19 protein-coding genes are annotated in these 25,710 nt (G+C 66.5%); 4 read left to right on the forward strand and 15 right to left on the reverse strand.

What is annotated here, in order from left to right; genetic code table 11:
* Positions 1-4 precede the first annotated feature (4 nt).
* The 4 genes from EA346_RS04810 to EA346_RS04825 all read right to left on the reverse strand — a co-directional run bounded on the left by EA346_RS04810 (position 5) and on the right by EA346_RS04825 (position 4,568).
* A complete protein-coding gene (locus tag EA346_RS04810; RefSeq protein WP_296756228.1) occupies positions 5-1,777 on the reverse strand; it encodes a prepilin-type N-terminal cleavage/methylation domain-containing protein in 1,773 nt (590 codons plus the stop codon).
* A gap of 71 nt (positions 1,778-1,848) precedes the next feature.
* Complete coding sequence (locus EA346_RS04815; protein WP_296756230.1) at positions 1,849-3,114, reverse strand: pilus assembly PilX N-terminal domain-containing protein; 1,266 nt, start codon at positions 3,112-3,114, stop codon at positions 1,849-1,851.
* Between the two features lie 25 nt (positions 3,115-3,139).
* Entirely contained in the window at positions 3,140-3,979 is an 840-nt protein-coding gene (locus EA346_RS04820; RefSeq protein WP_296756231.1) for a prepilin-type N-terminal cleavage/methylation domain-containing protein, read from the reverse strand.
* 55 nt (positions 3,980-4,034) lie between these two features.
* A complete protein-coding gene (locus EA346_RS04825) occupies positions 4,035-4,568 on the reverse strand; it encodes a GspH/FimT family pseudopilin (RefSeq protein ID WP_296756233.1) in 534 nt (177 codons plus the stop codon).
* Between the two features lie 234 nt (positions 4,569-4,802).
* Here EA346_RS04825 and EA346_RS04830 point away from each other — a divergent pair, with 234 nt between their 5' ends.
* Positions 4,803-5,222 (forward strand): type IV pilin protein, encoded by a 420-nt coding sequence (locus EA346_RS04830; protein ID WP_296756235.1) that lies wholly within the window; start codon positions 4,803-4,805, stop codon positions 5,220-5,222.
* Positions 5,223-5,386: 164 nt separating this feature from the next.
* On the opposite strand, the gene EA346_RS04835 is transcribed toward EA346_RS04830, so the two are convergent.
* From EA346_RS04835 to speA, 8 genes are all read right to left on the reverse strand, one after another.
* Positions 5,387-7,204, reverse strand: a complete 1,818-nt coding sequence (locus EA346_RS04835) for a hypothetical protein (protein ID WP_296756236.1) — start codon at positions 7,202-7,204, stop codon at positions 5,387-5,389.
* 204 nt (positions 7,205-7,408) lie between these two features.
* Entirely contained in the window at positions 7,409-8,647 is a 1,239-nt protein-coding gene (locus tag EA346_RS04840; RefSeq protein ID WP_296756238.1) for an HDOD domain-containing protein, read from the reverse strand.
* A 563-nt stretch (positions 8,648-9,210) separates the two neighbouring features.
* A complete protein-coding gene (locus tag EA346_RS04845; RefSeq protein ID WP_296756240.1) occupies positions 9,211-10,356 on the reverse strand; it encodes a PilX N-terminal domain-containing pilus assembly protein in 1,146 nt (381 codons plus the stop codon).
* A 62-nt stretch (positions 10,357-10,418) separates the two neighbouring features.
* Entirely contained in the window at positions 10,419-11,045 is a 627-nt protein-coding gene (locus tag EA346_RS04850) for a prepilin-type N-terminal cleavage/methylation domain-containing protein (protein WP_296756241.1), read from the reverse strand.
* Positions 11,042-11,554, reverse strand: a complete 513-nt coding sequence (gene pilV, locus EA346_RS04855; protein ID WP_296756242.1) for a type IV pilus modification protein PilV — start codon at positions 11,552-11,554, stop codon at positions 11,042-11,044. Before pilV ends, EA346_RS04850 begins: the two co-directional genes overlap by 4 nt.
* On the reverse strand, positions 11,551-12,075 hold the full coding sequence (locus tag EA346_RS04860; protein ID WP_296756244.1) for a GspH/FimT family pseudopilin: 525 nt from the start codon (positions 12,073-12,075) through the stop codon (positions 11,551-11,553). Before EA346_RS04860 ends, pilV begins: the two co-directional genes overlap by 4 nt.
* Before the next feature lie 145 nt (positions 12,076-12,220).
* Positions 12,221-14,038 (reverse strand): translational GTPase TypA, encoded by a 1,818-nt coding sequence (gene typA, locus EA346_RS04865; protein ID WP_296756247.1) that lies wholly within the window; start codon positions 14,036-14,038, stop codon positions 12,221-12,223.
* A 203-nt stretch (positions 14,039-14,241) separates the two neighbouring features.
* On the reverse strand, positions 14,242-16,125 hold the full coding sequence (gene speA / locus EA346_RS04870; protein WP_296756249.1) for a biosynthetic arginine decarboxylase: 1,884 nt from the start codon (positions 16,123-16,125) through the stop codon (positions 14,242-14,244).
* Between the two features lie 115 nt (positions 16,126-16,240).
* Between speA and speE the strand changes: the two genes are divergently transcribed.
* Positions 16,241-17,092, forward strand: a complete 852-nt coding sequence (speE, locus tag EA346_RS04875) for a polyamine aminopropyltransferase (protein WP_296756251.1) — start codon at positions 16,241-16,243, stop codon at positions 17,090-17,092.
* A 92-nt stretch (positions 17,093-17,184) separates the two neighbouring features.
* Here the strand turns inward: speE and ligA are convergent, their stop codons facing one another.
* Genes ligA through smc form a run of 3 tightly spaced genes read right to left on the reverse strand, consistent with a single transcriptional unit; the run spans position 17,185 to position 23,878 of the window.
* On the reverse strand, positions 17,185-19,233 hold the full coding sequence (ligA, locus tag EA346_RS04880; protein WP_296756253.1) for an NAD-dependent DNA ligase LigA: 2,049 nt from the start codon (positions 19,231-19,233) through the stop codon (positions 17,185-17,187).
* Positions 19,230-20,357 (reverse strand): cell division protein ZipA, encoded by a 1,128-nt coding sequence (gene zipA / locus EA346_RS04885; RefSeq protein ID WP_296756293.1) that lies wholly within the window; start codon positions 20,355-20,357, stop codon positions 19,230-19,232. Before zipA ends, ligA begins: the two co-directional genes overlap by 4 nt.
* Before the next feature lie 32 nt (positions 20,358-20,389).
* On the reverse strand, positions 20,390-23,878 hold the full coding sequence (gene smc, locus EA346_RS04890) for a chromosome segregation protein SMC (protein ID WP_296756255.1): 3,489 nt from the start codon (positions 23,876-23,878) through the stop codon (positions 20,390-20,392).
* A gap of 99 nt (positions 23,879-23,977) precedes the next feature.
* Here smc and queF point away from each other — a divergent pair, with 99 nt between their 5' ends.
* Together queF and EA346_RS04900 are read left to right on the forward strand one after the other, a co-directional pair.
* Entirely contained in the window at positions 23,978-24,382 is a 405-nt protein-coding gene (gene queF, locus EA346_RS04895; RefSeq protein WP_296756258.1) for a preQ(1) synthase, read from the forward strand.
* A 33-nt stretch (positions 24,383-24,415) separates the two neighbouring features.
* Positions 24,416-25,702, forward strand: a complete 1,287-nt coding sequence (locus EA346_RS04900) for an FGGY-family carbohydrate kinase (protein ID WP_296756261.1) — start codon at positions 24,416-24,418, stop codon at positions 25,700-25,702.
* The last annotated feature ends 8 nt before the right edge of the window (positions 25,703-25,710 follow it).

Consider the following 25,710-nt stretch of genomic DNA (forward strand, 5'->3'; position numbering starts at 1 on the left):
GGCCTTAGTTGGCGCTTGCCTCACGAGGGGCCGTAAACAGGCAGCGGGACACATACTCGTCGCTCTTGTTGGCTGTGCCGGACGTCCCACCGACGATTTCGACAAATAGCCCGCCGTCCTTGTGCGCATCGCTCGTCCAGAATCGGTCTGTCTCCAGAGGCAGAGCCCAGTCCTCTTGATGAACCTCGTCCGGCCGATCACGGAAGGCCTCGAGATTCAAATGCAGATAGTTTTGCACCTCACGAGCACCGCCAAGGAACCAGCCCTGACCCTCACACCTAGTCGCAGAGGAACTCCAAGTCTGCCTCGGCTCATCTTCCCGGCTCGTGAAGTAGTAGAAGTCCCCCGCGGCACCAGCGTAGACCATGCCATGGTAACCCTCCCCGGTGGCATCGCACACCGCGCCGACCATACTGCAACCGTCCGGCCCGGCGACACCGAACTCCCGATCCGGGCACAGTCCCGCGTCGTCACTGAAGCAGAAGAACTCGGGCGGGTTGTCGTTGAAGGGGTCGGAGTTGGAACCGGCGCGTGGCGCTCCCGCCATGTACTTCGCGCAGTCTGCCGCCGAGGGATTGGGCCCGATACGCGCGACAAGGAAGTTGTGATCCTCGATCTGTCGGATATCACCTTCACCAGTGATACCCACCGGAAACAGCAGCGGCCTGCCTTCGTCGTCCACGGCCGTGCCGCAATTTTGCACGTCGTCTTCACACACCGCGTCACGGGTCTCGTATCCCCGGTACTGGCGGACCGAAGCCGGAATGGCGGTTTCGGGCGTCAGGGACCCCACACACACACCGTCCTGATTGCTGGCGGCGGGATGCAGGATCCCGATGTTCCCGTACCACCCAAACGTGTCACGGTCCTTGTCCTTGTCCGAAGCGGCGAGATAACAGCGGTATGGGTAGTACTCAAAGTCGCCTTCAGATTTCGCTTTGTCATAACCGCAAAGCGAGATCGGGGTCGCCCGTACAAAGACGTCTTGGGTGAGATCGTCGGATTCGAGGTTCACCCCCCCCTGCGGGGCTGTCCGCACATAGACCGTCCCGGCAATGAATGCAGCCCGATGCGGAGACAGGATCTCAATGGCCTCACCGGTATCCATATTGATGAATTCGATATTCCCGGGTTTACCATCGGTAGTGGGGTGTTGCAGCTTGTCTATGTTTCCGAACACGTTATCTCCTCCAGACGGGAGGTCGTCCGGATCATATTGCTTCATCCTGGCCCCACCCCCAGGCCCGGCGACGGAGCCCCCGGAAAACTCGACCCCGGAGCCGGGATTCACACTCCCCGCGTAGGCGTTCGCTGCGACGTAACTCACCAGTTCCACCCACTGCTCTTCACCGCGACTGCTTTCCCATTCCACAAGTACGGTGGCGGCCCGCATCAACGGCGCATCTTGATCCTCTGCTGCTAGAGCTTGACTCTCCTCTGCTAGAGCCTGATTCTTCGGTTCTAGTTTCAAAGAGAGCGTGTACTCGGCCACTCTCCCGTCGATCCCCTCGATTTTGATTTCGAATGCACCTGAGCCGTTGGCCAACTCGACGAGGTCCCGCGCGCGCAACCACTCCATACGCTGCTGCGCTAGCTGCATGGCCTCGGCTCTTGCCTTGGCGTCGATGCTGCTAGAGGTCATTGTGGCCTGGAAGTTCGCCATTACGATGAGGCCCGTAGCCAGCACCAGAAGCGCGACGAGCGCTTCGATGAGCGTGAAACCAGCGCCACGGTTTCTGCGCTGATGCCTGGAAGCGTTCTGTCTATTGAACCACATGATTTCTCTCCCGCAGGGTTCTTCGCGCAACGCCAGTGCGCGTCCGCGCGGCACGGGCTGGCGATCCCGGTTCACGCATCCCAGTCACGCCAGGTCCAGTCACGCCAGGTGCCGGGAACGACCGTCGGCAGATCGACCCTCACCGGTTCGATCTCGGCCAGCGTGCTGGAGCTGAAAAACACGTCTACGTTGCCATTCCCCCCGACGTCGTCTTCCATGATGATCGAGCCGTAGACCCGCATGGTTCCGTTGACCTTGAGGTTCCCCCGGACATAGATCACGCCATAGGCCACGAAATTGCCCTGGACGCTGAAATCACCGTTGACGATCACCAGGGAGGGCTTCTCCTGACCAGGGTGGGTACCACGGCCACATTCCTGGTTCGAGCCAACTGCCTCCGAACAGCCAATGGTCCCGCCCTGGATGTTCAGGGGCCCGTCCACCCAGTAGCGCCCGCCTTCCATCACGTCGGTGATGGCCTTTTCCGCCTCTGCGGGCGAAACCCTCTGGGCAAGGCCGTGACTGCTGAAATCCACCGGCGGCCGTCCCATGAAATTCCTGAAAAACTCATCGGGGGTCTTTCTCAACTCCTGCAGGTTCATGTCACTCGCAATCACGCTCAGGCTGTTATCCCGGATCAGGCCCTGCCGGTTTCCGGTGGGTCTGCATTCCTGGAGGCGGATCGCCTGATTGTTGTAGTCGCATGGATTGGCCGGATCCGAGATCAGCGTGTGGCTGTTGGCCGGATCGTGCGGTGCGCCGCTCCAGATGGTGAAGTTGTTCTCCGGGTTCGCCACGTTGTGTGCCGAGCCGCCGCCGATGACACTCCCGCCAGCGACCACGGGCACCCGTTCCATCTCGTGCTCTTCACTTACACCGCGCACCACGCGTTGACTGATGACGCGACGGGCCAGGCAGTCGGCACTGAAACCCGAGGCGGTGATGTCATAGAAGCCAGGCATGTCAGGCACTCTGACCGAATCCAGCGCGAACTGGGCCACATCGCCCTCCTGGCAGGCCCCGTTCACGTGGACCACCTTCGAATATTCAATGAACCGGAAGGGATCATTGGAGTCGCTGGACCACTGGCCCGTTTCGGGGTCGATCTCCTCGAGACCCAGTAGAAGCATGAAATAGTCGAGACCTGCTTGGGCCGCATTGAATGCCTGCATCTCGCGCTGCTGGTTTCCGGTCACCTGGTTTTCGACCACCACGGTCTGGGCGGTGATGACGCTCAAGATCGTGATCAGAAACAGCAGGACCACGGCGACGATCAGCGTTGCGGCGCCTCTCTGGCGGCAGGGTGCCCCGTAAGAGCGATGGATTGGAACGTTCATATCTGCAACTCCAAAGCGCTCGCGTTCAATCAGGTGAGATGGTCGCGAGCAGGCGACGATTGTTGGGAATGCGGATCTCCGTCGTGATCGTGGTCTCCAGCGGCTGATCCCTACCGGCCTGGCCGGCAGGAGTGTTCGCCTGGCCCGTGACCGTCAGGAACAATTGCCGGTGTTCGACCAGCAGGTCGCCGCCCAGGGTCTTTTCCACACTGGCCTCCGGAAGGACGGCAAGGTCAGCGCGGTCACAGGGGAGCGTCGTAGCGTCGTCCGACAACCAGGACCACTCGTCCAGGGCCTGCTCCTGGTCACCATATTGGCGCAACGCGAGGTTGAAGCACCTCGACCCTTCCTGCGCTTCTGAATCGACGCTGGGGTCCGAGGTCGACAACCGGAAGTCAGTAATATTCACCCGGCGTTCGTCGGTAAGCGCGGCGGAATTGCTGGAGCCCCAGTTGTCGCAGGTGGTGTCGTCGGCGGCCACCTTCATCTCGACCACACCGATGCCGTTTGTGCCTTCCACCCATCGGAAGCCGAAGCTCTTCAGTGCCGCGACCGACCGGTTGTAACCGAAGCGCACGCAGTCGCCCGTGCTGGAGATCTCGATCCGATCGTAGTCATTCTGGAGGTCCGCCAGTGTCCGGGTGCTGGTGACGTTATCGAACCCGGCGCGGCGAATGTCGTTCGCAACGACCTCGGCAACGGAGCGCACCTCGTGGTTCAGCTGCGCCATGGTCAGCACGGCGGTGTTCGAGCGTATCGACGCAATGTAGACGCTGGTCACCGCTGTCATGAGGATCATTCCGATCAGGATTCCGATCATCAGCTCAACGAGCGTCAGGCCACTGGCTAGTCTGCGTGATCCCATGCCTGCCTCCCCTTGTCGCTGAAACATCACTTGTGTCTGCATGGCTCGACCCCCATCAACAGGCCCCGTACCCGAGGCTGCCGGCACCCTGCTCGCCGCTCGGGGCGCAGATGCGCGCCCGGCCCATCAGGTTGAGTTCAACGTCGAGCCGGCTCCCGCGCGACGACGTCAGCTGGACAGTGCCCAGTGCCGCGTTGCCATCGAGAAAGTTCTGCACCGTGCCCCGGACCGGGTCGAAGACCGCTTCGCCGAAGTTGGTCGCTGTCGTGACCCCCGGAAACCTCGAGGATCGGACCTGCATCAGGCATTTGTCCGTGCCGTCTACGCAGGCGTTGGAGTCACAGGCTTCAACCACGACCCACTGGCTGTCCGCCTCTCCGTCGATCCTGAGGCAGGTCTCGACACTGCGCTGGAAGGCCTGGCTCCTACCCACATGCATCCCGTTCTTCACCGCCTCTGCGGCCCCGGAGAGGCGGCGGTTGTCGATGGACTGCAGGAAGGAAGGCGCAGCGATTCCGGCCAGAATCGCCATCACCACGATCGTGATGATCAGCTCGACGAGGGTGAAGCCGGAGGACTGTCGACGCATGAAGGCAACTCCCTGGGCCTGCGGCCATGATAGATCGTAAAGTATATTTTTGGATATATCTGGTTATATGAATTATAGCCTCTCTTTTCCCCGCTGGCCGCCCAACCGTGACCGTTCGCCGGCGAAAGATGACCGTTTAACCAAATTAAGCCAAAAAAATACACCCATAGGTCAGATAAAGAATAGGGCCTTTGTTATATTCCTACGTAGGCGGACCAAACGGGAGCAGAAACCATGAGACAGCCCCTCCACCGGCATGGCGGGTTCACGCTGATCGAACTGATGATCGTTGTGGTCATCATCGGCATCCTGGCCTCGATCGCGATCCCCGCGTACCAGAACCACGTGATCAAGGCCCAGCGATCCGATGGCACAACGGCGTTGATGGACCTTCGCATGGCCCAGGAGCGCTGGCGGGCGAACAACACGAGCTACACGAATAACATCGTGGACCTGGTCGGCGTCGGCGCAGAAAGCCCCGAGGGTCGCTACGACCTTGAGATTGTCGCGGATTCCGCGGATGCAACCAGTTTCGAGTTGACCGCCACGAAACGGTCCGACGGAGGTCTCGCGGACGCAAAGTGCCCGTCCCTCACGCTGACATACGAGCGCGGCGAGGTCACCACCGGTCCGGACGGCTGCTGGAGCAACTAAGCGGCCGGGCGGCAGATCCGGTCGGCCACCACCGTGTTCGGATCAGCAAGCAGCGACGGACGCGCTGCCGGTGCCGAATGGGCGCGTGAACGAGGCCATGCGAGAACCGCACGGCGCGTCGGATACGCGGCCCGCGCAAGAAGCCGCTCTCGCAACCTGGAACTTTACATAGCCGCGGGCTGCTCCGACATGGACGCGCCGTCGTGCAAGCTGAATTCCGCCTGGCTGAAGACAGGGCTCTTTGGATGCACCTCCTTGAACATCACGTTGTACCGCGCGCGCCCTGCGTTAAAGCTCACACGCACGCCAGAGGGTAGGGCGCCTGCGGCGAACAGCAGGCAGCCGGTGCCAGCCTCACCGCGTTTGTGAAAGAACAACCCCGGGTGGACTCCCTCAGCAACCCCGTCGACGGGTGCGAAACTGCGGATGTCGACGGGCACGCAGGCCTGGGTGAGGTACTGGACCCCGACCGTGGCAGTGTCGGGATCGTCGTAGCGCAGCCAGCGGATGACCCCGAGCTGCCAGTTGATGCGCTCTTCCTCGGCAATCCGCATGGCGATCAGGTTGCCGCTGTAGATTGTGTCGACGGGCGACTGGAGCAGCAGACAGCAGCCGCCCGCGCCCACGTTCTTCATCCAGGCCACCGTGGCGCTCGGCAGAACCTCGCTCCCGTCCTCGGCGTACTCCGGCACACGATCGTCGATCCCGCGCACGGCCGAATTCCACACGGCTTGCACGCGCTCAAGCTTCCTCGGCGAAAGGCGCCGGATCTCGCGCGGCTCCAGGTAACCTGCTTTGAAATCCGGGCGAGCTTCATGGCCGTCGCCCGGCATGCCAAGGCTGAAGATGGCGGGAATACCCGACGGATCATCACTCTGCTCGGCGAAAAACGCGCCCGGCATCAGGTCGGAGCCGACATCTGTCACCAGGCGCGGGGCGCGGTAGTCGGCACGAATGATGGTATGGATTTCCCTTAGTCCGGTCGCGGTGACCAGGGGACCACGATCCGCTGGCTCACGCTTGAACTGGCGCATCGGAGGTACCACCCAGCGGCGGCGCAAGCGCTGGTGGAGACTGTCAACGGCCTTCTGCGTGGCTGCCGCGTCAACCGGTGCTGGCGGGGTGAAACGCAGTGCCGCAATGACCGGGCCCAGATCGACGTACCGGACGCTCGGTGCCGTGGCACCCTGCCCCATCAACAACGAAGGAGGCCGATCAACGCTCAGCATCATGCGGAGCATCGGCCGGTCCTGATCGCCGGGACTCACCGCCCTGTCCACGCAGCGCAGGGGTATCGCCTTGAGCCACTGCGCAAGTACGCTCGCTTCCCCACGGTACAAGGCGCAGACGTCACTCGATGCGAGCACGGCGATGCGCGCGACGGTCGCCTCGACACTCGCAGGCTCGTACCCGGAACTTCGTTCCCGGTCGGTGGGTGACTCGGCGGCCACACCAAGATCCTCCGCGAGGGCAAGGGCACGATGGAGCTGAAGCCAGAATCCACGGGGCTCAGTCTGATAGAGGCGCCAGAGGTGCAGGGAGAGCATCTGGCTCAGGTACGTGGCTCTGCGCAGGTGCCAACCGGCGTGGGCCGGCAACTGTTCCCGCTGCACCTGCACCAGTCGCAGGTGCACGGCGGACAGATCCTTGAGCAGCGTCGCGAAGTTCGTGACCAGCACCTGGTGCGGTCGTGCCACCGGTCCCTGCAACCGTTCGATCTGTGAAGAAAAAACCGACAGCATCGGGAAAACGCGACGGTTACAGACAAGGCTCAACCCGGGCAGATCGATCTCATCGACCCGCAGTTCGTTCAGGGCCCGCACCATCTCTAGCGAGACCTCGAACTGGGCTACCAGGCCCTCCTGCCAGCGGGCCTCCAGCCATGCCTCGAGGGCCTGAGGAGTTCGATAGCGGGAGGCATCGGCAACCGTTTGGGACCCTCCCGGATCATCGAAGCCTGACGGTTTCGGGGTTTCGCCCATAACGCCCCCTCATTTAGCCCTTCACTCTCCGAATAGTATAGATCGTATTGTCTGTTTTTTCTATCCCTAAAGACCGGGCCCCATGCCAGCCGACCAATACGGCGGCGGGCCTTGAATTTCGGCACATCCACTTTGCTTGCGCTTTGCTCAGACCTTCAGGACACCCGCCTCGTTGGCTCCCCCCGTGCAACGCGGAGGCGGATGCTATACGCCGCCTCTGATGACGGCCATCATCTCGCGCATCTCGTCCTGGGCGTCTTCGATGATAGCGAGCTTCCCGTATTCGTTCGGGGGGACCAGGCCCAGCTTGGCGAAGGCCGGCACCTCGTGATATGCGGGAACCTCGGCAGCGGACCCGGTCTGGTTCAGATGATAGAGCCGGGCCACGAGCACGATGTCGCAGTAATCGGTCTTCCGATGCTGATCCCGGTGCCAGTCGCCGGACTCTCGGACCACCATGCTGATGTCCGGACCCAGGTTCCAGGAGCCGACCACCAGTTCGCCGACGACCCCGCGCAGTTTCTCGAGGATGGCGTCGATTTCGCCGTCGCTGATCTCCGGGTGATTCCGACCCAGGTAGTCGAGCACGGGGACCGAACCGACATCGTGCAGGAGGCCCGCGAGCAGCGCGTGCTCGGGATCGAAGCCCGTGCAGTGCCGGGCCATCACGAAACTGAGCACCGAAACCTGCGCGCTGCGGTCCCCCAGTTCCTGCATCCGCCGGCGCAATGCGGGTGACTTCGACTGAAACACCTGTTGCATGGCGATCGTGATCGCGAGCCGGCGCGCGGCGGTTAGACCGAGGCGAACGATGGCATCGCGCACGCTCTTGACCGGATTGCCACTGCCGTACGCCGCACTGCTGGCGGCCCGGATCAACCCGCCGGTCACGGCCAGGTCCATTCCAACGATGCGCGCAAGGCGCGCGATGTCGACGTCCGGATCCTTCATCGCCGCCTGGATCTTGATGGCGATCTCGGGCAGCGCGGGCAGGTCGACCTTGCCGCTCGCGCAGGCCTCGTACACCTCGGCGAAAAGCGCGCCCTCGGTATCGTCCAGCTCGACGTCCTCGACCTCGTAGCCCGACTGGCTCTGCTGCTGCTGCAGGATTTCGAAAACTCGGCGATCCACCCGAAGAAGACGAACCCCGGTCAGGGCCTCGGCCTGTTCCTTGAAACGGCCCTCGGAGAACAGCGGCTGACGCGCGCGGGTGCTGCCGGCGGCAACGGTCCGCGTCTCGCCCTCGCCCTCGCCCACCAAACTGATGCTCCCTTCCAGCAGGTAGATCAGCCAGCGATGTTCCTGCGAGGCGTCCAGCCGCTGCCCCCGACGCAGGTCCACGAACTGGGATCGCTGCGCGAGCCCCGCGCGCTTTTCCCGGTCCAGTTCCTTCACCGGATGAAGCTCGTCAAGGACCTTGAGATCAGGAACCGCCTCAGCCATGGTTGCGAGCCTCCCCCAGTTCGATCATCCCCTACCTCGCGGATCGATTGCGTCGTTGATTCTGCCGACCGGGCCGGAACAGGCCCGGATCGACACCTGGCTTCCGCGCAGGATACCGGGCGAATCGGATGGTGGCCAACGAAGGCCCGGAATCGGCGCGATGGTCGAAGTCTAGCCTGATTGGGACGAAGGCACCGCAGCGGCGCCCCTTCCATACGATTTCCCCTGCCGGCAGAGGATTCCTCCGCATCCGGAAGTCCACTGCACCCACGGCACAAATTCCGCCGGGTACCTGCCTCCAGCCGGACAAAGCAGGGCCTGATTATCACGCAAGCTCCGCAGGCTGTCCTGTCGTGGACAACGCACTCTCCGCATGAGCCTTCCCCGTAGGAGGCGAGCCCTCTCGCCGATCTGGCGCCGGTCAACCCATCGGCCAGGGGCTGGCCTCCTACATCCGGGACCCTTGCAACAACACCAATCTGACCACCGGCGGACCTTTCGTGATCATCAGGAAGCAGGGTGGCCGACCCGGTTCACCCGTTGGCGCGGGGCAGCGACCGCTGTCAAAGGCCGAGCCGTTCGGACCAGCCGAAGAGCCGTCCCGAAGCCGTGGTGCGGGGAGCTCCGGCGATACCTTCCCACACGGCCCGCGCTTCGGGTGACAGCAGGCTCCAGACCAACGCCATCGCCTCCGCGCTGCGTTCGAGGGCCAATTCGCCGCCCAGCGCGAGTCCGGTGCCATCCGGGGATGCCACCCAGGTCCCGCTTCCCGCAGCCTCGATCGCGTGCAGCATCACCGCACCCCTGACGCTGCCCGAACCCGCGCCGACCTCCAGTGCACCCCCCAGGACCAGGATCATCCCGGTGAAGTCCGGGGCCTGCTCGAAGTGAAGACTGCCGGTGACGATCAGGATTCCGGCGCCGCTCACGGGTCCCGAGACATGCAAATCGGCCCGCCCGCCGTCCGAGCCGCGAATGATATTGACCGTGGGCGCCTCGACCGTGCCGAGATCCCAGGGCACGGGGCCGTCCTGCGTGTCGACCGATTCGGCGATCGCCTCGACCAGCGCCTGCAGCAAGACCGGAGTCGGGAAATCACCCTCTGCGCCCACGGGCTCGACACCGCCGGCCAGCAGACTCAGTTCGTCGCGTGACAGTGCCGCCCGAACCTGCTCGGCATCGGCTTCGCTGGCGGTCAGGATGGCAGGCCCCGGTGCGTCGCCGTCACCTGCGGGAACCCGCAGCACGGCGTCCTCCCGGAGAACGAAATCGGCCACGGGCCCGCCCAGGACGATCGGCGCCAGCCCATCCGGCGCCAGCGGCATTGCTCGCCGATAGCGGGCGCTGACCTCGCGCACCGTGCCGCTGCCCTCGACCTGCCCGCGGCTCACGATCAGGACCTCGTCGCCCTCGAAGTGCAATTCCTGAATCGACCAGGTGACGCCCGGCCGCAGGACACGGTCCTGCGCATGCAGGGCGGCGATGGCGCCCTCGGGATCGTTCCAGTGGAGTTGATCATGGCGTTCTCCACCACTGGAGTCGTCCCACCAGGCCGCTGCACGCAGCAGCCCTGCCTCCGCCGCCGTGAACGCCTCGGTCACCTGGCGCTGGTTTCCGGCGATGCGCTCATCGACGATGGCCTGGGCCATGCCGGCGACGGCCAGGATGCTCGCCACCAGCAGCAGGACGAGCACCACGATCAGCGCCACCCCGCGTCGTCGAATAACCTTCCCCCGAATCCCATGCATTCCCTGCACCTCGCTTCCCGCCATCAGAGAGACTGATACTGCGTCAGCACCGCATTGCGCAGACTCACGACGAACTCGACGGCATGGGTGAGGACCTGCGCCCCGGCACGGCTCTCCAGCACCAGCTCGATGCGCAGTGCCACCGGCCGTTCCCAATCCGGCTGTCCCGAGGCATTCATCGCGACCGCGGTCATGGAACGCACGTCGCTCACCAGGGGTTGGTTCTGCATGGGAACGTCATCGTTGCCGCAGCGCAGCTGGTTGTCCTGCACGCTGTAGACGCTGGCCACCCAGGGCCCGGTCTCGCCCAGGCAGTTCATCCCGGCCTTGCGCACGGTGAAGCGATGCTGTTCGAGGGAGCCAAGGTCGCCGGGCTCCAGTCCCTCCGGAAGCCCCAGTTCGCCATTCTCCCGCAGGCCCGCACTGCGAATGTCCCGGGTCATGAAATCCGCTGCGAAACGCAGATTTTCCTTCATCAGTGCGACGCGCTCCTGCTCGAGGTGAAGTTGGCGCACGCTGAGGAACAGGCTGACCGCAGCTCCCGTCAGCAACAGCCCGAGGGTCATCGCCACCATCAGTTCCACCAGGGAAAAGCCCCGCCGGTGCCGCTGCCGATGGGCCGGGGCGGCCCGCATACGCGTCCGCCTCATGGCAGACGCTCGGGCAGCAGTTCGATGACGTACCCCAACTGGGAGCGGCCATCGACTGCGTCCTCGAAACGCGTTTCCGCCCAGGAGACCGTGATCACCCGGCTGAGCGCGGACCCTTCGATCGTTACGTCGAGTTCCGGCAGGCAAACGTGGCCTTCACCCGTTTCGCAGCTGCGCCGCTGCCGCCAGTCGGACAGCCAGGCGGTATCGATCTGCCCGTCTCCCAGTCCCTGCCAGAGCCGCTCGCCTGCGTCGGCGGCGATCAGGCTGGCAAGGCTGCGCTGGTAGGCCGAATGGGTCGCCTGCAGGGCGTTCAGCTGCAAGGCGACGCAGCCGAGGGTACCGACGGAGAGCACGAGCAAGGCGATCAGGACTTCCAGCAGGGTGAAGCCGCTGGCGCCCGCAGGCTGCACGGCAGCGCGCGTCGAGCCGATCGCCGGAGCCCGGGGACGATCGGCTCGAGTGGCGCCTTGGACGCGCGCAGCTGTCACGGAATGACGCAGACTCATGCCTCGCAACCTCCCTGTTGCACCCGGACGCGCCCGGTTCGGCTGATCACGACCTGGCGTCCGGCATCGCCCGCGCAGAGGGTGATGGTGCCCATCTGCAGGCTGCCGTTGGCACGCCTCGTGGAACCCAGCCCCACGTAGGAGACATAGCGCTGCACCGGGGTGTTGCCGGAGATGATCATGCCGTCCGCGGTTGCCTCGCCCACCGCCAGCAGGGGGTCGTCCTCGGCCCGCTGACCGGTTCCCCCGGTGTCCACGAAGACGATCCAGCCCTGCTCCCAACCGCCCGCGGCGGCGCAGAAGAGACCGTCTGCGCTGTTGCAAAGGGTTACGCGGCCGTTGCGCCGGACGGCCTCGGAGCGGGTGAGGTGGAGCGCGGCGACCAGGCGGTTGGTCGCCGTCGTGAGCCGGCTGTCCTGGGCCAGGCTGCCAAATGCCGGCACCCCGATACCCAGCAGCACGCCGAGCACGGCAATCGTGACGAGGAGTTCAACCAGGGTGAGCCCCGCTTCCCTGCGCATCGCTGGCCTCCTTCCCTGAGGCTTGCTGTGGTCGAGTCAAAGAATAACGCGTGATCCCGCCCGATTGCACCCGAGCGGTCGATCTATATCACCTGCCAGCAGGATCTATGGACACGCCCGGCCGGTCCGCGACCGGCGCGCGGGCTCAGGCGCTGGCGCGGGCGGCCTTCTTGCGCTCGTGCTCGAGCAGGAACTTCTTGCGGATGCGGATGTTCTTCGGCGTGACCTCGACGAGTTCGTCCTGGTCGATGAACTCGATGGCCTGCTCCAGCGTCATGCGGATGGGCGGGGTCAGGATGATGTTCTCGTCCGAGCCGGAGGCGCGGACGTTGGTGAGCTGCTTCGCCTTGAGCGGGTTCACCACCAGGTCGTTGTCGCGCGAGTGGATGCCGATAACCATGCCCTCGTAGACCTCTTCGCCCGGGCCAATGAACAGCTTGCCGCGCTCCTGCAGGTTGAACAGGGCATACCCCAGCGCCTTGCCCATACCGTTGGCGATCAGCACGCCGTTGGGGCGCGCGCCGATGGCACCGGTCCTGAACGGGGCATAGTGCTCGAAGACGTGGTGGATGATGCCGGTGCCCGAAGTCGAGGTCAGGAACTCGGTCTGAAAGCCGATCAGGCCGCGCGAGGGCATGATGTAGTCCAGCCGCACCCGGCCCTTGCCATCCGGGACCATGTCCTGCAACTCGCCGCGGCGCATGCCGAGGGCTTCCATCACCGTGCCCTGGTGCGCTTCCTCGATGTCCACCGCCACGCGCTCGAAGGGTTCGCAGGCCTGCCCCTCGAGTTCACGCAGCACGACCTCCGGGCGCGAAACCCCGAGCTCGTAGCCCTCGCGGCGCATGTTCTCGATCAGGATGCCCAGGTGCAGTTCGCCGCGCCCGGAGACCTTGAACTTGTCGGCGTCGGCGGTCTCTTCCACGCGCAGCGCGACGTTGTGCTTGAGTTCCTCGAACAGGCGTTCACGCAGCACGCGGGAGGTCACGTACTTGCCTTCCCGGCCGGCGAACGGCGAGGTGTTGACCTGGAAGGTCATGCTGACCGTCGGCTCGTCGACGTTCAGCGGCGGCAGCGCCTCGACCTTCGCCGGATCGCAGAGGGTGTCGGAAATGTACAGTTCGTCCATCCCCGTGAAAGTGATGATGTCGCCGGCGGCGGCCTCGGGAACCTCGATCCGGTGCAGGCCGTGGAAACCCATGATCTGCAGCACGCGCCCGTTGCGCACGTGACCCACGCGGTCGATCACCTTGACCGGGCTGTTGCTCCGGATTTTTCCGCGCGAAATGCGGCCGATGCCGATCAGGCCCTGGAAGCTGTTGTAGTCCAGCGACGACACCTGCATCTGGAACGGGCCGTTCTCGTCCACCTCGGGCGCCGAGACGCGATCGAGGATGGTCTGGAACAGGCAGGTCATGTCACCCTCGCGCACGTCCGGCTCCAGGCCCGCGTAGCCCTGCAGCGCCGAGGCGTAGACGATCGGGAAGTCGAGCTGCTCGTCGGTGGCGCCGAGGCGGTCGAACAGGTCGAAGACCTGGTCGACGACCCAGTTCGCGCGCGCACCGGGGCGGTCGATCTTGTTGACCACGACGATCGGCTTGAAGCCCATCGCGAAGGCCTTGGAAGTCACGAAGCGGGTCTGCGGCATGGGGCCGTCGACGGCGTCGACCAGCAGCAGCACCGAGTCGACCATGGACAGCACGCGTTCGACCTCGCCGCCGAAGTCGGCGTGTCCCGGGGTATCCACGATGTTGATGCGGTAGTCGTGCCAGCGGATGGCCGTGTTCTTGGCCAGGATCGTGATGCCGCGTTCCTTTTCGATGGCGTTGGAGTCCATCAGGCGCTCGCCCTGCTCGGTGCGGGCGTCCAGCGTGCCGGATTGGCGCAGGAGCTGGTCGACAAGAGTGGTTTTGCCATGATCGACGTGGGCGATGATGGCGATGTTGCGCAGTTTCGCGGTCATTCGGGACGGGCTCGGCGGAGAAAGGGTCGCGGATTATACCCTTTTGCAGTATGCCCTGCTGGTGGGCTCCTCTTTACGGCTGGCAGTCCGCCGCTATTCCGCCGCTATAGGGCGGTGCAGCGGACGCCCTGGCAACCGATAGCGCCTGAGGGCCTGCGGCCTGCGGCCTCCTGCCGCCCGACGCCACGACGCAGGCGTGCGTCTCAATCCTCGAGATAGGTGTAGCCGGTGAGTCCGTGTTCCAACTCGGCCAGGAGCGCACCCGCGTCGGCACCGCGCAGGCCGATGGCGTAGATCTTGTCGCGGTAGGCGCGGCGTAGCGTGTCCGGCTCGAAGTGCACGTAGCGCAGCAGTTCGTCGACGGTGTCGCCGCGCTCGGGTTCGACCAGCCGGTAGCCGCCGTCCTCGGTCAGTTCCACGTTGATGGAATCGGTGTCGCCGAACAGGTTGTGCAGGTCACCGAGGATCTCCTGGTAGGCGCCGACCAGGAAGATGCCCAGGAAGTAGTCCTCGCCTTGGCGCCGTGGGTGCAGCGCCAGGGTGCTGCTGGTGCTCTCGTCCTCGACGTAGCGGTCGACACGACCGTCGGAGTCACAGGTCAGGTCCTGCAGCACGGCGCGTCGGGCAGGCGGTTCATCCAGCCGGTGCAGCGGCAGGACCGGAAAGATCTGGTCGATGGCCCAGGCGTCCGGGATCGACTGGAATACCGAGAAATTGCAGAAGTACTTGTCCGCGAGCTTCTCCACCAGTTCCGCGCGGATCTCCATCGGCAGAGTGCTGCCGGATCGCGCAAGCAGACGCTGGCAGATCACGAAGTAGAGTTCCTCGGCGCGGGCCCGGTCAGCCAGCGACAGCAGCCCGCGGGCGAATCGCGCCTGGGATTCGGTGAAGCCGTAGAGCGCGTCGTGGTAGATCTCCGAGGCCGGGCGCTGGTCGCCGTCGAGCAGCGCGCGCATGCCCGCGAGCACGGTCGGTTCGCCGGGTTCTGCCGGCGGGGGTTCCGCAGTGCCGGGCGCCGCCTCGCTGTCGATCACGTTGGTGATCAGCACCGCGTGGTGCGCCGTCATCGCCCGGCCGGATTCGGTGAAGATTTCCGGCATCAGGCGGTGCTGGTCGCGGCAGATCTGTGCCAGCGGGCGCAGGATGTTCAGCGCGTACTCCTCGACGGAGTAATTCATCGAACAGTCGTTGCGCGAGCGCGAGCCCTCGTAGTCCACGCCGAGTCCGCCGCCGACATCGACCACCTGCAGGTTCGCGCCGGCGTCGTTCAGCGCCGCGAAGTACTGCGCGGCCTCGCCCATGCCGGTCTGGATGTCGCGGATGTTGGCGATCTGCGAGCCCATGTGGAAGTGCAGCAGCTGCAGGTGCTCGAGCCAGTCGACGCTGCGCAGCCGTTCCAGCAGGTGCAGCACGTCGGCTGCCGAGAGGCCGAACTTGGCCTTTTCGCCACCGGTGTTCTGCCACTTGCCCTTGCCGATCGACGCCAGCCGCACGCGCAGCCCGAGCAGCGGGAGCACGTCCATGTCGCGCGACTGGCGGATCACCTCCTCCAGTTCGGAGGGCTTTTCCACCACGATGTAGACCCGGTGCCCGAGACGCCGTCCGATCAGCGCGAGACGCACGTACTCGCGGTCCTTGTAGCCGTTGCAGATGATCACCGAGCCCGCCGGCGCCAGCGCCAGCACCGCCATCAGTTCGGGCTTGGAACCCGCTTCGAGGCCGACGCGCGCGCCGGGCTCGCCGAGGATGCGCTGGATCACCGAGCGCTGCTGGTTGACCTTGATCGGGTAGATCGCGGTGTAGCTGCCCGTGTAGTCGAGTTCCGCCGCCGCGTCGGCAAAGGCCCGGGTCAGGCGCTGCACGCGCGAGCCGAGGACGTCCTGGAAACGCACCAGCACCGGTGGCCCGATGTGCTCCTGACGGAGCCGCTGCGCGAGTTCGAACAGGTCCACCCCGGGATGCTCGGGCCAGTCCGGCCGGCGCATCACCACGTGCCCCGCTTCGCTGATGTGGAAGAAGCCGCCGTTCCAGTGCTCGACGCTGTAGGCTCGGCGCGCGTCCTCCAGACTCCATTCGACTGTGCTCATCCCATCACCGCTCTCGGTCCGGACGGCAAACCGGGGGTTTGCCTGTGATCGGTGCGGCTGCACCTGATGATCGCTATCATACCGCCCACCGCCCACGGCTTGGAGCCCAATGATCATGACGCTCGACGAGAACTGGTTCAGCGAACCCCACATGGACATGGCCTTTTCCCTGCGCATCAAGGGTAAGCTGCACGAGGAGCAGACGCCGTTCCAGAAGATCGAGATCTACGACACCGTGGGTTTCGGCAAGCTGATGGTGATCGACGGCTGCGTGATGCTCACCGATCGCGACAACTTCATCTACCACGAGATGATGTCGCACCCGGTGCTGTTCGCACACCCGAACCCGCGCAACGTGCTGATCATCGGCGGCGGCGACTGCGGCACGTTGCGCGAGGTGCTGAAGCACGACTGCGTGCAGCACGCCACTCAGGTGGACATCGACGAGCGGGTGACCCGGCTGTCCGAGCAATATTTCCCGCGGTTGTGCGAATCGAACGGCGACCCGCGCGCGCGTCTGCTGTTCGACGACGGCATTGCCCATGTGAAGAACGCGGAAGCCGGTTCGATCGACGTGATCATCATCGACTCGACGGACCCGGTGGGTCCGGCCGAGGGCCTTTTCTCCACCGCCTTCTACCGCGACTGCCTGCGCGCGCTGGGCAGCGACGGCCTGCTCGTGCAGCAGAGCGAGTCGCCGCTGCTGCACACCGACAGCATCATCCGGCCGATGCATGACAGCCTGCGCCAGGCGGGCTTCCTCGATGTGCTGACCCTGCACTTTCCGCAGGCGAGTTACCCGTCCGGGTGGTGGACCGCCAGCATTGCCGCCAAGGACGCGACAGTGAATTTCCATCGCGAAGAAGCCGCAGAGGAGCTTCCCTTCGATACCGACTATTACAACGCGGCAATCCAGCGTGCGGCAGCGGCGACACCCGAGTTCTTCCGGCGCAAGCTGTTCGCCTGAACAGCGCCAGGCGGCACGACGCGAGCCCCTCGCCGGTGTGGGTGGGGGGAGACACCGACCGGTGCAGGGACGGTCGGCCAGAGGCTGGCCTCCTACGGGGTCTGGTCAGTACTGGAGAGCAGATCCTGCAGCGCGGCCTCGTCCAGAACGGGGACGCCGAGTTTTTCGGCCCTGGTGACCTTGGACCCGGGGCTGTCGCCCGCGATCACGGCGGTCGTTTTTCCGGAGACGCTGCCGGTGACCTTCGCACCCAGAGCCTCCAGCCGGGCGGTGGCCTCCTCGCGGGTCATGCCCTCGAGGCTTCCCGTGAGCACGTAGGTCTTGCCGGCCAGAGGCTGCGGCCGCTCGGAGGCGGATTCCACCTCGGGCCAGTGCACGCCGGCGTTCCGAAGGGCATCGATCACCTCCCGGTTATGCGGCTCGGCGAAGAAGTTCGCGATGTGTCTCGCTACGACCGGACCCACGTCCCGGATGGCCTCCAGCTCCTCCACCGACGCCTGCATCAACGCCTCCAGGGTACCGAAGTGTCCGGCCAGCGCGCGCGCCGTGACCTCCCCGACCTCGCGGATACCGAGCGCGTAGACGAACCGCGCCAGCGTGGTCTCGCGGGCCTGGTTCAGCGCCTCCTCCAGGTTCTGCGCCGACTTCGGGCCAATGCGCTCGAAGTCCTGCAGGCGCTGGGCGTCCAGCGCAAAGAGTTCGGCCGGATTGCTCACGGCACCCGAGCGCACCAGCTGTTCGATCAGCTTGTCCCCGAAGCCCTCGATGTCCAGCGCCTTGCGCGAAACGAAGTGCCGCAGCGCCTCGCGCCGTTGTGCCGGACAGACCAGGCCGCCGGTGCACCGGACCGCGGCCTTGCCCTCCTCCTGCTCGATCGCGGATTCACACTCGGGGCAGGCGTCGGGTAGCACGATCTCCTTCGTGTCGGGCTCACGCTCGCCCCCGGCCCGGCCGACGACCTCGGGGATCACGTCGCCGGCACGGCGAACGACCACCCGATCCCCGATCCGGATGTCCTTGCGCGCGACCTCGTCCATGTTGTGCAGGGTGGCGTTGCTGACCATCACCCCGCCCACCAGGACCGGCTCCAGGCGCGCCACCGGGGTCAGCGCGCCGGTGCGGCCGACCTGGAAGTCGACGGACAGGAGCCGGGTCGTGCGCTCCTCGGCAGGAAACTTGTAGGCGATGGCCCAGCGCGGCGCGCGGGCGACGAAACCCATGCGCCGCTGGTCGGCGCGGTCATCGACCTTGAACACCACGCCGTCGATGTCATAGGGGAGCTTGCTGCGCCGCCCGGCCATCTCGCGGTAATACGCCAGCGCGCCCTCGGTCCCGCTGACGCAGCTGCGCTCCGGACACACCGGGATGCCCATGTCCGCGAACCAGTCGAGTATCGCCGACTGCCTTGCCGGCAGGGAGAAGTCCTCGGGAACCCAGCCGGGTCCATAGGCGAAGAAGCTGAGCGGACGGCCTGCGGTCACCGCGGGGTCGAGCTGGCGGAGACTGCCGGCGGCCGCGTTGCGCGGGTTCATGAAGCCGCGCTGGCCGGCCTCGTGCAGCCCCTCGTTCAGGCGTTCGAAATCGGCGCGGCGCATGAAGACCTCGCCGCGCACCTCGAACGCATCGGGCCAGCCCGCGCCCTTCAGTGCCAGCGGAATCGCACGTACCGTGCGCACGTTGCCGGTCACGTCCTCGCCGGTCTCGCCGTCGCCGCGGGTCGCCGCCTGGGCCAGCCTGCCGTCCCGATAGAACAGGCTGATCGCGAGGCCGTCGAGCTTGGGCTCGGCCATGTAGGTGATCGCGGCGGCCTCCCGTCCCAGACGCTCGCGGGCGCGGCGGTCGAAGGCTCGCAGGTCTTCCTCGGCCAAGCCGTTGTTGAGCGACAGCATCGGCAGCCGGTGCTGCACCGGTGCGAAGCTGGCTGCAGGGGCGCCGCCCACCCGCTGGGTGGGCGACTCCGGCACCACGAGTTCCGGGTGTTCCGCCTCGATCCGCTGCAGCTCCGCCAGCAGTTCGTCGTATTCGGCGTCGCTGATTTCCGGGTCGTCCAGCACGTAATAGCGCCGGTCGTGGTAAGCGATCCGTTCACGAAGCTCGGCGGCCCTGCGGGCGGGGTCCGCCGCGCGGTCCCCTGCATTCACCGGCTGGCCTTTCTGCGCAACAGCTCCGGGCGGTGGCGCAGCAGCCACTGGTTCATGTCCTCGCGCATGTGGGCCAGGGTCTGGTTGGTCGCGGTGGACTGCTGCGCGTCCATGATCCGCCCGCCCAGATCGCGGGCCAGCACGTGGCTGGTCTCCAGCAGGACCTCGAAGGCCCGCTGCGGGCGGTCACAGAGGTGCACCTGCAGGAACAGGGTGATGCCCGGGGTCATCATGTCGGACAGGTTCTCGTCGGTCAGCGTACCCGGTGCGACCATGTTCGCCACGCTGAACAGGGGCTCCCGGTCGGCGGCGCCCTCCTCGTGGTAGTGATAGATCGACATCTCGCCAGGCTTCAGGCCCGCCCGCCGCAGCGCCGCACCGAGCGCCACCCCGGTAAACGGCCGGTTCCTCGGCGCCACCACGTGCAGCACCAGGATCTTGTCCTTGCCCGGGCCGCGGGCCAGCGGATTGCGCCCGACCACGCGTGGCTCCGACACATCCTCGAAGCGCTCGGCCGCGACAGTCTTGGCCGGGGCCGGCTGCCGCTGCTCCGCCGCGCCGTCGCCGCCAGCGGGCCTGGCGGGCTCCGTCTCCCTGAGACGACCGATGCGTTCCTTCAGCCCGGACAGCACCGACGCGGGCTTCCTGAGCACCTGCTGCCAGGCATCCGTCTCCGTCTCTGGTGTCGGCGCAGGCTTCGATTCAGCCCGGGGTTCCGGTTCGCGTTCCGGCCTCGATGCGGGCCTGGATTCGGGCCTGGATTCGGGGCCGGCTTCGCGCTTCGCTTCCCGTCCGGGCTTGGTCTTGATTTCCGGTAATTCCGGTTCAGCCGTGCCGCGCGGGACGGAGGCGCGATTCTCCGGCTCTCGGCCGGCCTTCCGAGGGGGCCGGGAGACGCCACGATCCTCGGCCTCGAGCAACTGATCGAGTTCCGTGGTGATCCCGCCGAGCGTCGGCTCGATTTCGTGATCGTCCCGATGTGCGCGGATGTGCACACCCCCATCTTCGGCCCAGTCGTCCATCTCGCGCATCCTGGCTTCGCGCCGTCCGCGTTCGCGCACGCGGTGCGCGACCCAGATGCCCGCCACCAGGATCACTCCCAGAATCAATAGGCTGATACGCAACCAATCCACAGAAAAAAACCTCTCGCGTTCCGTCAGGCGTCCGCCAGTTCCACCGCGGCATCGATGTCCACGCTGACCAGGCGCGACACGCCGGGTTCGTGCATGGTAACGCCGATCAACTGCTCCGCCATGGCCATGGTCGTCTTGTTGTGTGTGATGAAGATGAACTGGATGCGTTCCGACATTTCCTGCAACAGCGCACAGAAGCGGCCGACGTTGGCCTCGTCCAGCGGCGCATCGACCTCGTCGAGCATACAGAAGGGCGCGGGATTCAGTTCGAAGATCGCGAACACCAGCGCCGCCGCCGTCAGCGCCTTTTCGCCACCGGACATCAGGTGGATGGTCGAGAGGCGTTTCCCGGGGGGGCGTGCCATGATGGCAACGCCGGTGTCCAGCAGATCGTCGCCGGTCAGTTCCAGGCGCGCCTCGCCGCCGCCGAACAGGCGCCGGAACTTCTGTCCGAGGCCCTCGTTGACCTTATCGTAGGTCGCCCGGAACATGGCGCGGGTCTCCCGATCGATCTTGTGCATGGCCTGTTCCAGCGTCTCCAGCGCCGTGATCAGGTCATCGTGCTGTTCCCGCAGGTACTGGCTGCGCTCGACCAGGCTGCGCGCCTCTTCGATCGCGGCCAGGTTGATCGGGCCCAGACGCTCGATCTTCCGATCCAGCGTCGCGATCGCCTCTTCCCAGGACGGAAGATCAGCCGTTTCCGGCAGTTCCGCCGCGAGGGCCTCCGGGTCCAGGCCACTCTCGTGCAGCTGCGCGGCAATCTGTTCTTCCTGGACCCGGAGTTCGCGCAGACCCAGGCGGCGTTCCTCGCAGGCGCCGCGGCCCGCCTCGATCTGTTCGCCCAGCGTGCGCAGCTGCCCGGCCAGTTCCCGGAGCAGCGTGTCGCAATCCTCCAGTGCCGACCGTGCCGCCGTCAACCCGATCTCGGACGCCTGCCGCTGTTCGAGTTTCTCCTGCAACTCCTGGCGCCAGCCGTCCAGCGGCGCGAGGCGTCCGGTGCGCGCCTCCTCGAGCCGTGACAGACGCTCCCGATCCTGCGCCGTCTGCTGCTCGAGTCGTTCGCGGTGTCCCTGCTCCAGGGCCACCCGGTGCCGGGCCTCCTGCAGCGCGAGACGGGCGGCCGAGGCCCTTTCGCGCGCCTGCTGTACCACTGCGCGTGCGGCCTGCTGACGCTCCTGCGCCAGCTGGTTGCCCTGGTCCAGATCGGCCTTGTCGCGGTCCAGCCCCTCCAGGTGCGCCAGGGCCTCGTTCCGCTCCGCCAGCGCGGCATCCCTTTGCTCGGAGGCGCGTGCGATCTCCTCTTCCAGCTCCCCGATCTCCCGGGACAGGAGCCGGCGCCGCTCATCCGCCTGCTGGGCACGATCGCGCAGCCGCTGGAGTTGCGCCTCGCGACCGGCCACCTCGCGCTGGCTCTCGCGCAGCCCCGCCTCGACCTGCTCGAGCTCGCCCTCGACCCGGTGGATGGCCTCGCGGCGCGCATCCAGCCCGGACGCAGACTCCTGGCCGCGGGTCCCTAGCTCGACGGCCTCCTGCTCCAGCGCCCGTTCCAGGCGCAGGCGCTCGATCACGCCCTGGACCTGTCGGTCCAGCGTGCGATGGCACAGCCAGCCCGGCCCCACCCAGGTCCCGTCGCGGGTGACCACGCTCTCGCCAGGTGCACAGGAGCGCAGACGCTCGTGCGCCTGGGCCGCCGTGTCCACGCAGTGCACCGTGGCGAGATGCGCCCGCAGCGCATCCGGGCCCCGGACCCGCGCGGCCAGCGAGTCCCCGGCAAAGACGCTGCCATCGGGGACCGGGTCCAGCGCGCGGAATGCCGCCCCGGGCAGGCTCGCCGGCATCTCGGACAGGGACATCAGGACCGCCTCGAACCACTGCCCCAGCACCACCTCGACCGCTGCCTCCCAGCCCGGATCGACATCGATCTGTGCGGCGACGCGCTGGCTGGGGTCGATCCCCTGCTCCCTGGCCCATTGCTCGAAACGGCCGCGGTCCTCGTCCTGGTCCATGCCGGGAAGGATCTTCAGCGACGACAGCTGTCCGGCGATCTCGCGGGCCTTGCGCTCGAGGGCATGGGCGGCGTCCTGCTCGGCCTGCAGGTCCCGGCGCTGCGCGGCCAGATCGTCGCGCAAGATTTCGCGGCGCTGCTGCAGGGCATCGTGGCTTTGGCCGGCCGCGGCGAATTCCTCCTCGGCAAGCCGCAGGGCTTCCCCGCCATCTTCCTGCGGCAACCGGCCCTGTTCCTCCAGCAAGCGCTCGCGCCGCTGCCGCGCCCGCTGCAGCAGCTGATCCGCGTGGTCCATCCGGGTACGCGCGAGCTGGGCGGCCTGCTGGGGCTCGGCCATCGCCTGGTGCCAGGACGAACGGGCCTCGCGAGCCGCGTGCAGCTCCTGTTCCGCGGTCTCTGCAGCGCGCTCCGCCTGTTCGAGCGCCTCCGCAGCCGCCTCGTAGTCCAGTTCGTGGGTCGAGATCGCCGTCTCCGCGGAGTCGACCCGGTGCAGAGCGGTGGCCAGGGCCTGCTCGGAATCCCGGATCCGGGCATCCAGCTGGGTCTGTTCCCGCGCCTCGCGCTGGAGTTCGTCCTCGGCGTGGCGGATGGACTGTTCCAGCCGCGACACGGCGGCCGAGACGTCGTAGAACTGCGCCTGCGCGGTCTGCAGATCCCGTTCGAGATCGGCCCGCAGCACCCGCTGCTGCTCCGCCTCGGTCTCCCTCCTCCGGCCTTGGGTCTGCAGGCCGGCCAGCGCGGTCTCCGCCGCCACGAGTTCCTGATTCTCGCGGGCCAGCCGTTCCTCCTGGCCGCGCAGGCGCAGCAAAAGCAGTTCCGCGCGGCGCTGGCGCCGGGTCGCGGCCAGGTCCTGGTAGCGCTCGGCGACCTCGGCCTGGCGGGTGAGCTTGGCCGCCTGCCGGTCCACTTCCTCGCGGACGTCGTCCAGCCGCTCCAGGTTCTCGCGCGTGTGGCGGATGCGGTTCTCGGTCTCGCGCCGGCGCTCCTTGTACTTGGAGATGCCCGCCGCCTCCTCCAGGTAGACGCGCAGTTCCTCCGGCCGCGCCTCGATCAGGCGCGAGATCATGCCCTGCTCGATGATCGCGTAGCTGCGAGGTCCCAGGCCGGTGCCGAGGAAGATGTCGGTGACGTCGCGCTTGCGCGCGCGCAGGCCGTTCAGGTAGTACTTCGACTGGCCGTCCCGGGTCAGGGCGCGGCGCACCGAGATCTCGGCATAGCTGCTGTACTCGCCGCCCAGGCGTCCCTCGCTGTTGTCGAAGAAGAGTTCGATGCTCGCCTGACCCACCGGTTTGCGTGAGGCCGAGCCGTTGAAGATCACGTCCTCGCCCGAATCGCCACGCAGGTGCTTGGCCGAGGACTCGCCCATCACCCAGCGCACCGCGTCGATGGTGTTGGACTTGCCACAGCCGTTCGGCCCGACGATACCGACCCGGTTGCCGGGCAGCACGAGCAGGGTCGGGTCGACGAAGGACTTGAAGCCGGCCAGTTTTATACGGGCAAGTCGCACGGGTGTAGGGGGTCCAGTGGGGACAACGGGTAGAATCTTACATGGTTCGGCCCGGCTTGTTGCCAGGCGCCAGAAAACTGCTGACAACAAGGATCCCCGATGCCCAGCGAACCCAGCAACACCCTGGACAGCTTTCCTAATCCCCAGCCGGAGCGGGACTTCACCATTTATATCCGCATCCCGGAGTTCACCTGCCTCTGCCCGGCCACCGGTCAGCCCGACTTCGCGGAGCTGCACCTGCAGTACGTGCCCGCGGCGGCCTGCGTGGAACTGAAGTCGCTGAAGAACTATATCTGGTCCTACCGCGACCAGGGCGCCTATCACGAGGCGGTGACCAACCGCATCCTGGACGATCTGGTGGCGGCCCTGCAGCCGCGCTTCATGCGCCTGACCGCCGATTTCAACGTGCGTGGGGGCGTGTACACGCAGGTGGTGGCGGAGCACCGGGCCGAGGGATGGAGCCCGAGCGCACCGGTCAGCCTGCCCCCGCCGACGCGTTCCTGAGGCGCGCCGCCCGACTGGGCGAGCGGATCCCACTTGATCCGGCATTGCATCGGGATCGACCTCGGAACCTCGGGCGTCCGCGCCGAGATCCTGGACGCCGCCGGGGCCTCCCAGGGCGCCCTTCGCCGCGCGTGGCCGGTGGGCTTCCGGAACGAAGAACCCGGCGGGCCGGATGATCCCGAGGTCTGGTGGGCGGCCGTGGCCGACCTGCTCCGGCAGGCCGCACGGCGCCTGCCCGACGCGCCCGTGGCCATCGCCGTCGACGGCACCTCGGCGACGCTGCTCGCGGTGGATGGCGCCGGCGACCCGATCGGGCCCGCGCTGCTGTACAACGACGCCCGGGCGGTGGACGAAGGCGAGCACCTGCGCGGGATTGCGCCGCCGTCCAGTGCGGCTCATGGGGCGTCGTCGTCGGCGGCCAAGCTGCTGTGGCTGCGCCGCCAGGGCTGGCTGAAGGGCGCCGCCCGGGTGCTGCACCAGGCGGAATGGATCAGCGGCCGCCTGCAGGGCCGCCACGATCGCGGCGACGAGAACAACGCCCTGAAGCTCGGTTACGACCCGATGCAGGGCCGCTGGCCCGACTGGTGGCTACGGGAACTGGGGCCGATCGCCGATCTGCTTCCGGAGATCGTGCCGGCCGGAACGCCCCTGGGCCGGATCACCGCAGCGGTGGCGCGCGAGACTGGCCTGCACAGGGACAGCCGGGTCGTCGCCGGCACCACCGACGGGATTGCGGGCTTTCTTGCCACCGGCGTCGATCAGCCCGGGACCGGCGTGACCAGCCTGGGCAGCACGCTGGTGCTGAAGCAGCTGTCGGAGCAGCCGCTGTTCGATCCGGCCGCGGGCGTCTACAGCCACCGCGTGCTGGGCCGCTGGCTGGCCGGCGGGGCCTCGAACAGCGGCGGCGCGGTCCTGGCGGCCCATTTCTCGCCTGCCGAGATCGAGGCGCTGGCGCGGGAAATCGACCCGGCCCGGGATACGGGGCTGGATTACTACCCGCTGCTGCGCCCCGGCGAGCGGTTCCCGGTCAGCGATCCCGCGCGGCGACCGCGCCTGACACCGCGCCCCGCGAGCGACGCACGCTTCCTGCAGGGCCTGCTCGAGGGCATCGCGCGCATCGAGGCGGCCGGCTACCAGCGGCTGCAGGCATTGGGTGCGGCCCCCGTGACCGCGATCGTGACCGTCGGTGGCGGCGCCGCGAACGCGCAATGGACCGCGCTGCGGGAGCGCATCACCGGGGTACCGGTGCTGCGTGCCGAACACGAGGAGGCAGCGCGCGGCGCCGCCCTGCTCGCAGGGATCGGCGCGGCGGCCATCTGACCCACATG

It is taken from the genome of Thioalkalivibrio sp., from assembly GCF_007692535.1.
Taxonomy (GTDB): domain Bacteria; phylum Pseudomonadota; class Gammaproteobacteria; order Ectothiorhodospirales; family Ectothiorhodospiraceae; genus Thioalkalivibrio.

Bases quoted from the DNA above. Each gene is read 5' to 3' on its own strand.
- speE (WP_296756251.1), top strand. From the start codon at position 16,241: ATGACGCTCGACGAGAACTGGTTCAGCGAACCCCACATGGACATGGCC.
- EA346_RS04830 (WP_296756235.1), top strand. From the start codon at position 4,803: ATGAGACAGCCCCTCCACCGGCATGGCGGGTTCACGCTGATCGAACTG.
- EA346_RS04815 (WP_296756230.1), bottom strand. From the start codon at position 3,114: ATGAACGTTCCAATCCATCGCTCTTACGGGGCACCCTGCCGCCAGAGA.
- EA346_RS04860 (WP_296756244.1), bottom strand. From the start codon at position 12,075: ATGCGCAGGGAAGCGGGGCTCACCCTGGTTGAACTCCTCGTCACGATT.
- EA346_RS04810 (WP_296756228.1), bottom strand. From the start codon at position 1,777: ATGTGGTTCAATAGACAGAACGCTTCCAGGCATCAGCGCAGAAACCGT.
- EA346_RS04820 (WP_296756231.1), bottom strand. From the start codon at position 3,979: ATGGGATCACGCAGACTAGCCAGTGGCCTGACGCTCGTTGAGCTGATG.
- EA346_RS04840 (WP_296756238.1), bottom strand. From the start codon at position 8,647: ATGGCTGAGGCGGTTCCTGATCTCAAGGTCCTTGACGAGCTTCATCCG.
- queF (WP_296756258.1), top strand. From the start codon at position 23,978: ATGCCCAGCGAACCCAGCAACACCCTGGACAGCTTTCCTAATCCCCAG.
- EA346_RS04825 (WP_296756233.1), bottom strand. From the start codon at position 4,568: ATGCGTCGACAGTCCTCCGGCTTCACCCTCGTCGAGCTGATCATCACG.
- typA (WP_296756247.1), bottom strand. From the start codon at position 14,038: ATGACCGCGAAACTGCGCAACATCGCCATCATCGCCCACGTCGATCAT.
- EA346_RS04850 (WP_296756241.1), bottom strand. From the start codon at position 11,045: ATGAGGCGGACGCGTATGCGGGCCGCCCCGGCCCATCGGCAGCGGCAC.
- pilV (WP_296756242.1), bottom strand. From the start codon at position 11,554: ATGAGTCTGCGTCATTCCGTGACAGCTGCGCGCGTCCAAGGCGCCACT.
- EA346_RS04835 (WP_296756236.1), bottom strand. From the start codon at position 7,204: ATGGGCGAAACCCCGAAACCGTCAGGCTTCGATGATCCGGGAGGGTCC.
- speA (WP_296756249.1), bottom strand. From the start codon at position 16,125: ATGAGCACAGTCGAATGGAGTCTGGAGGACGCGCGCCGAGCCTACAGC.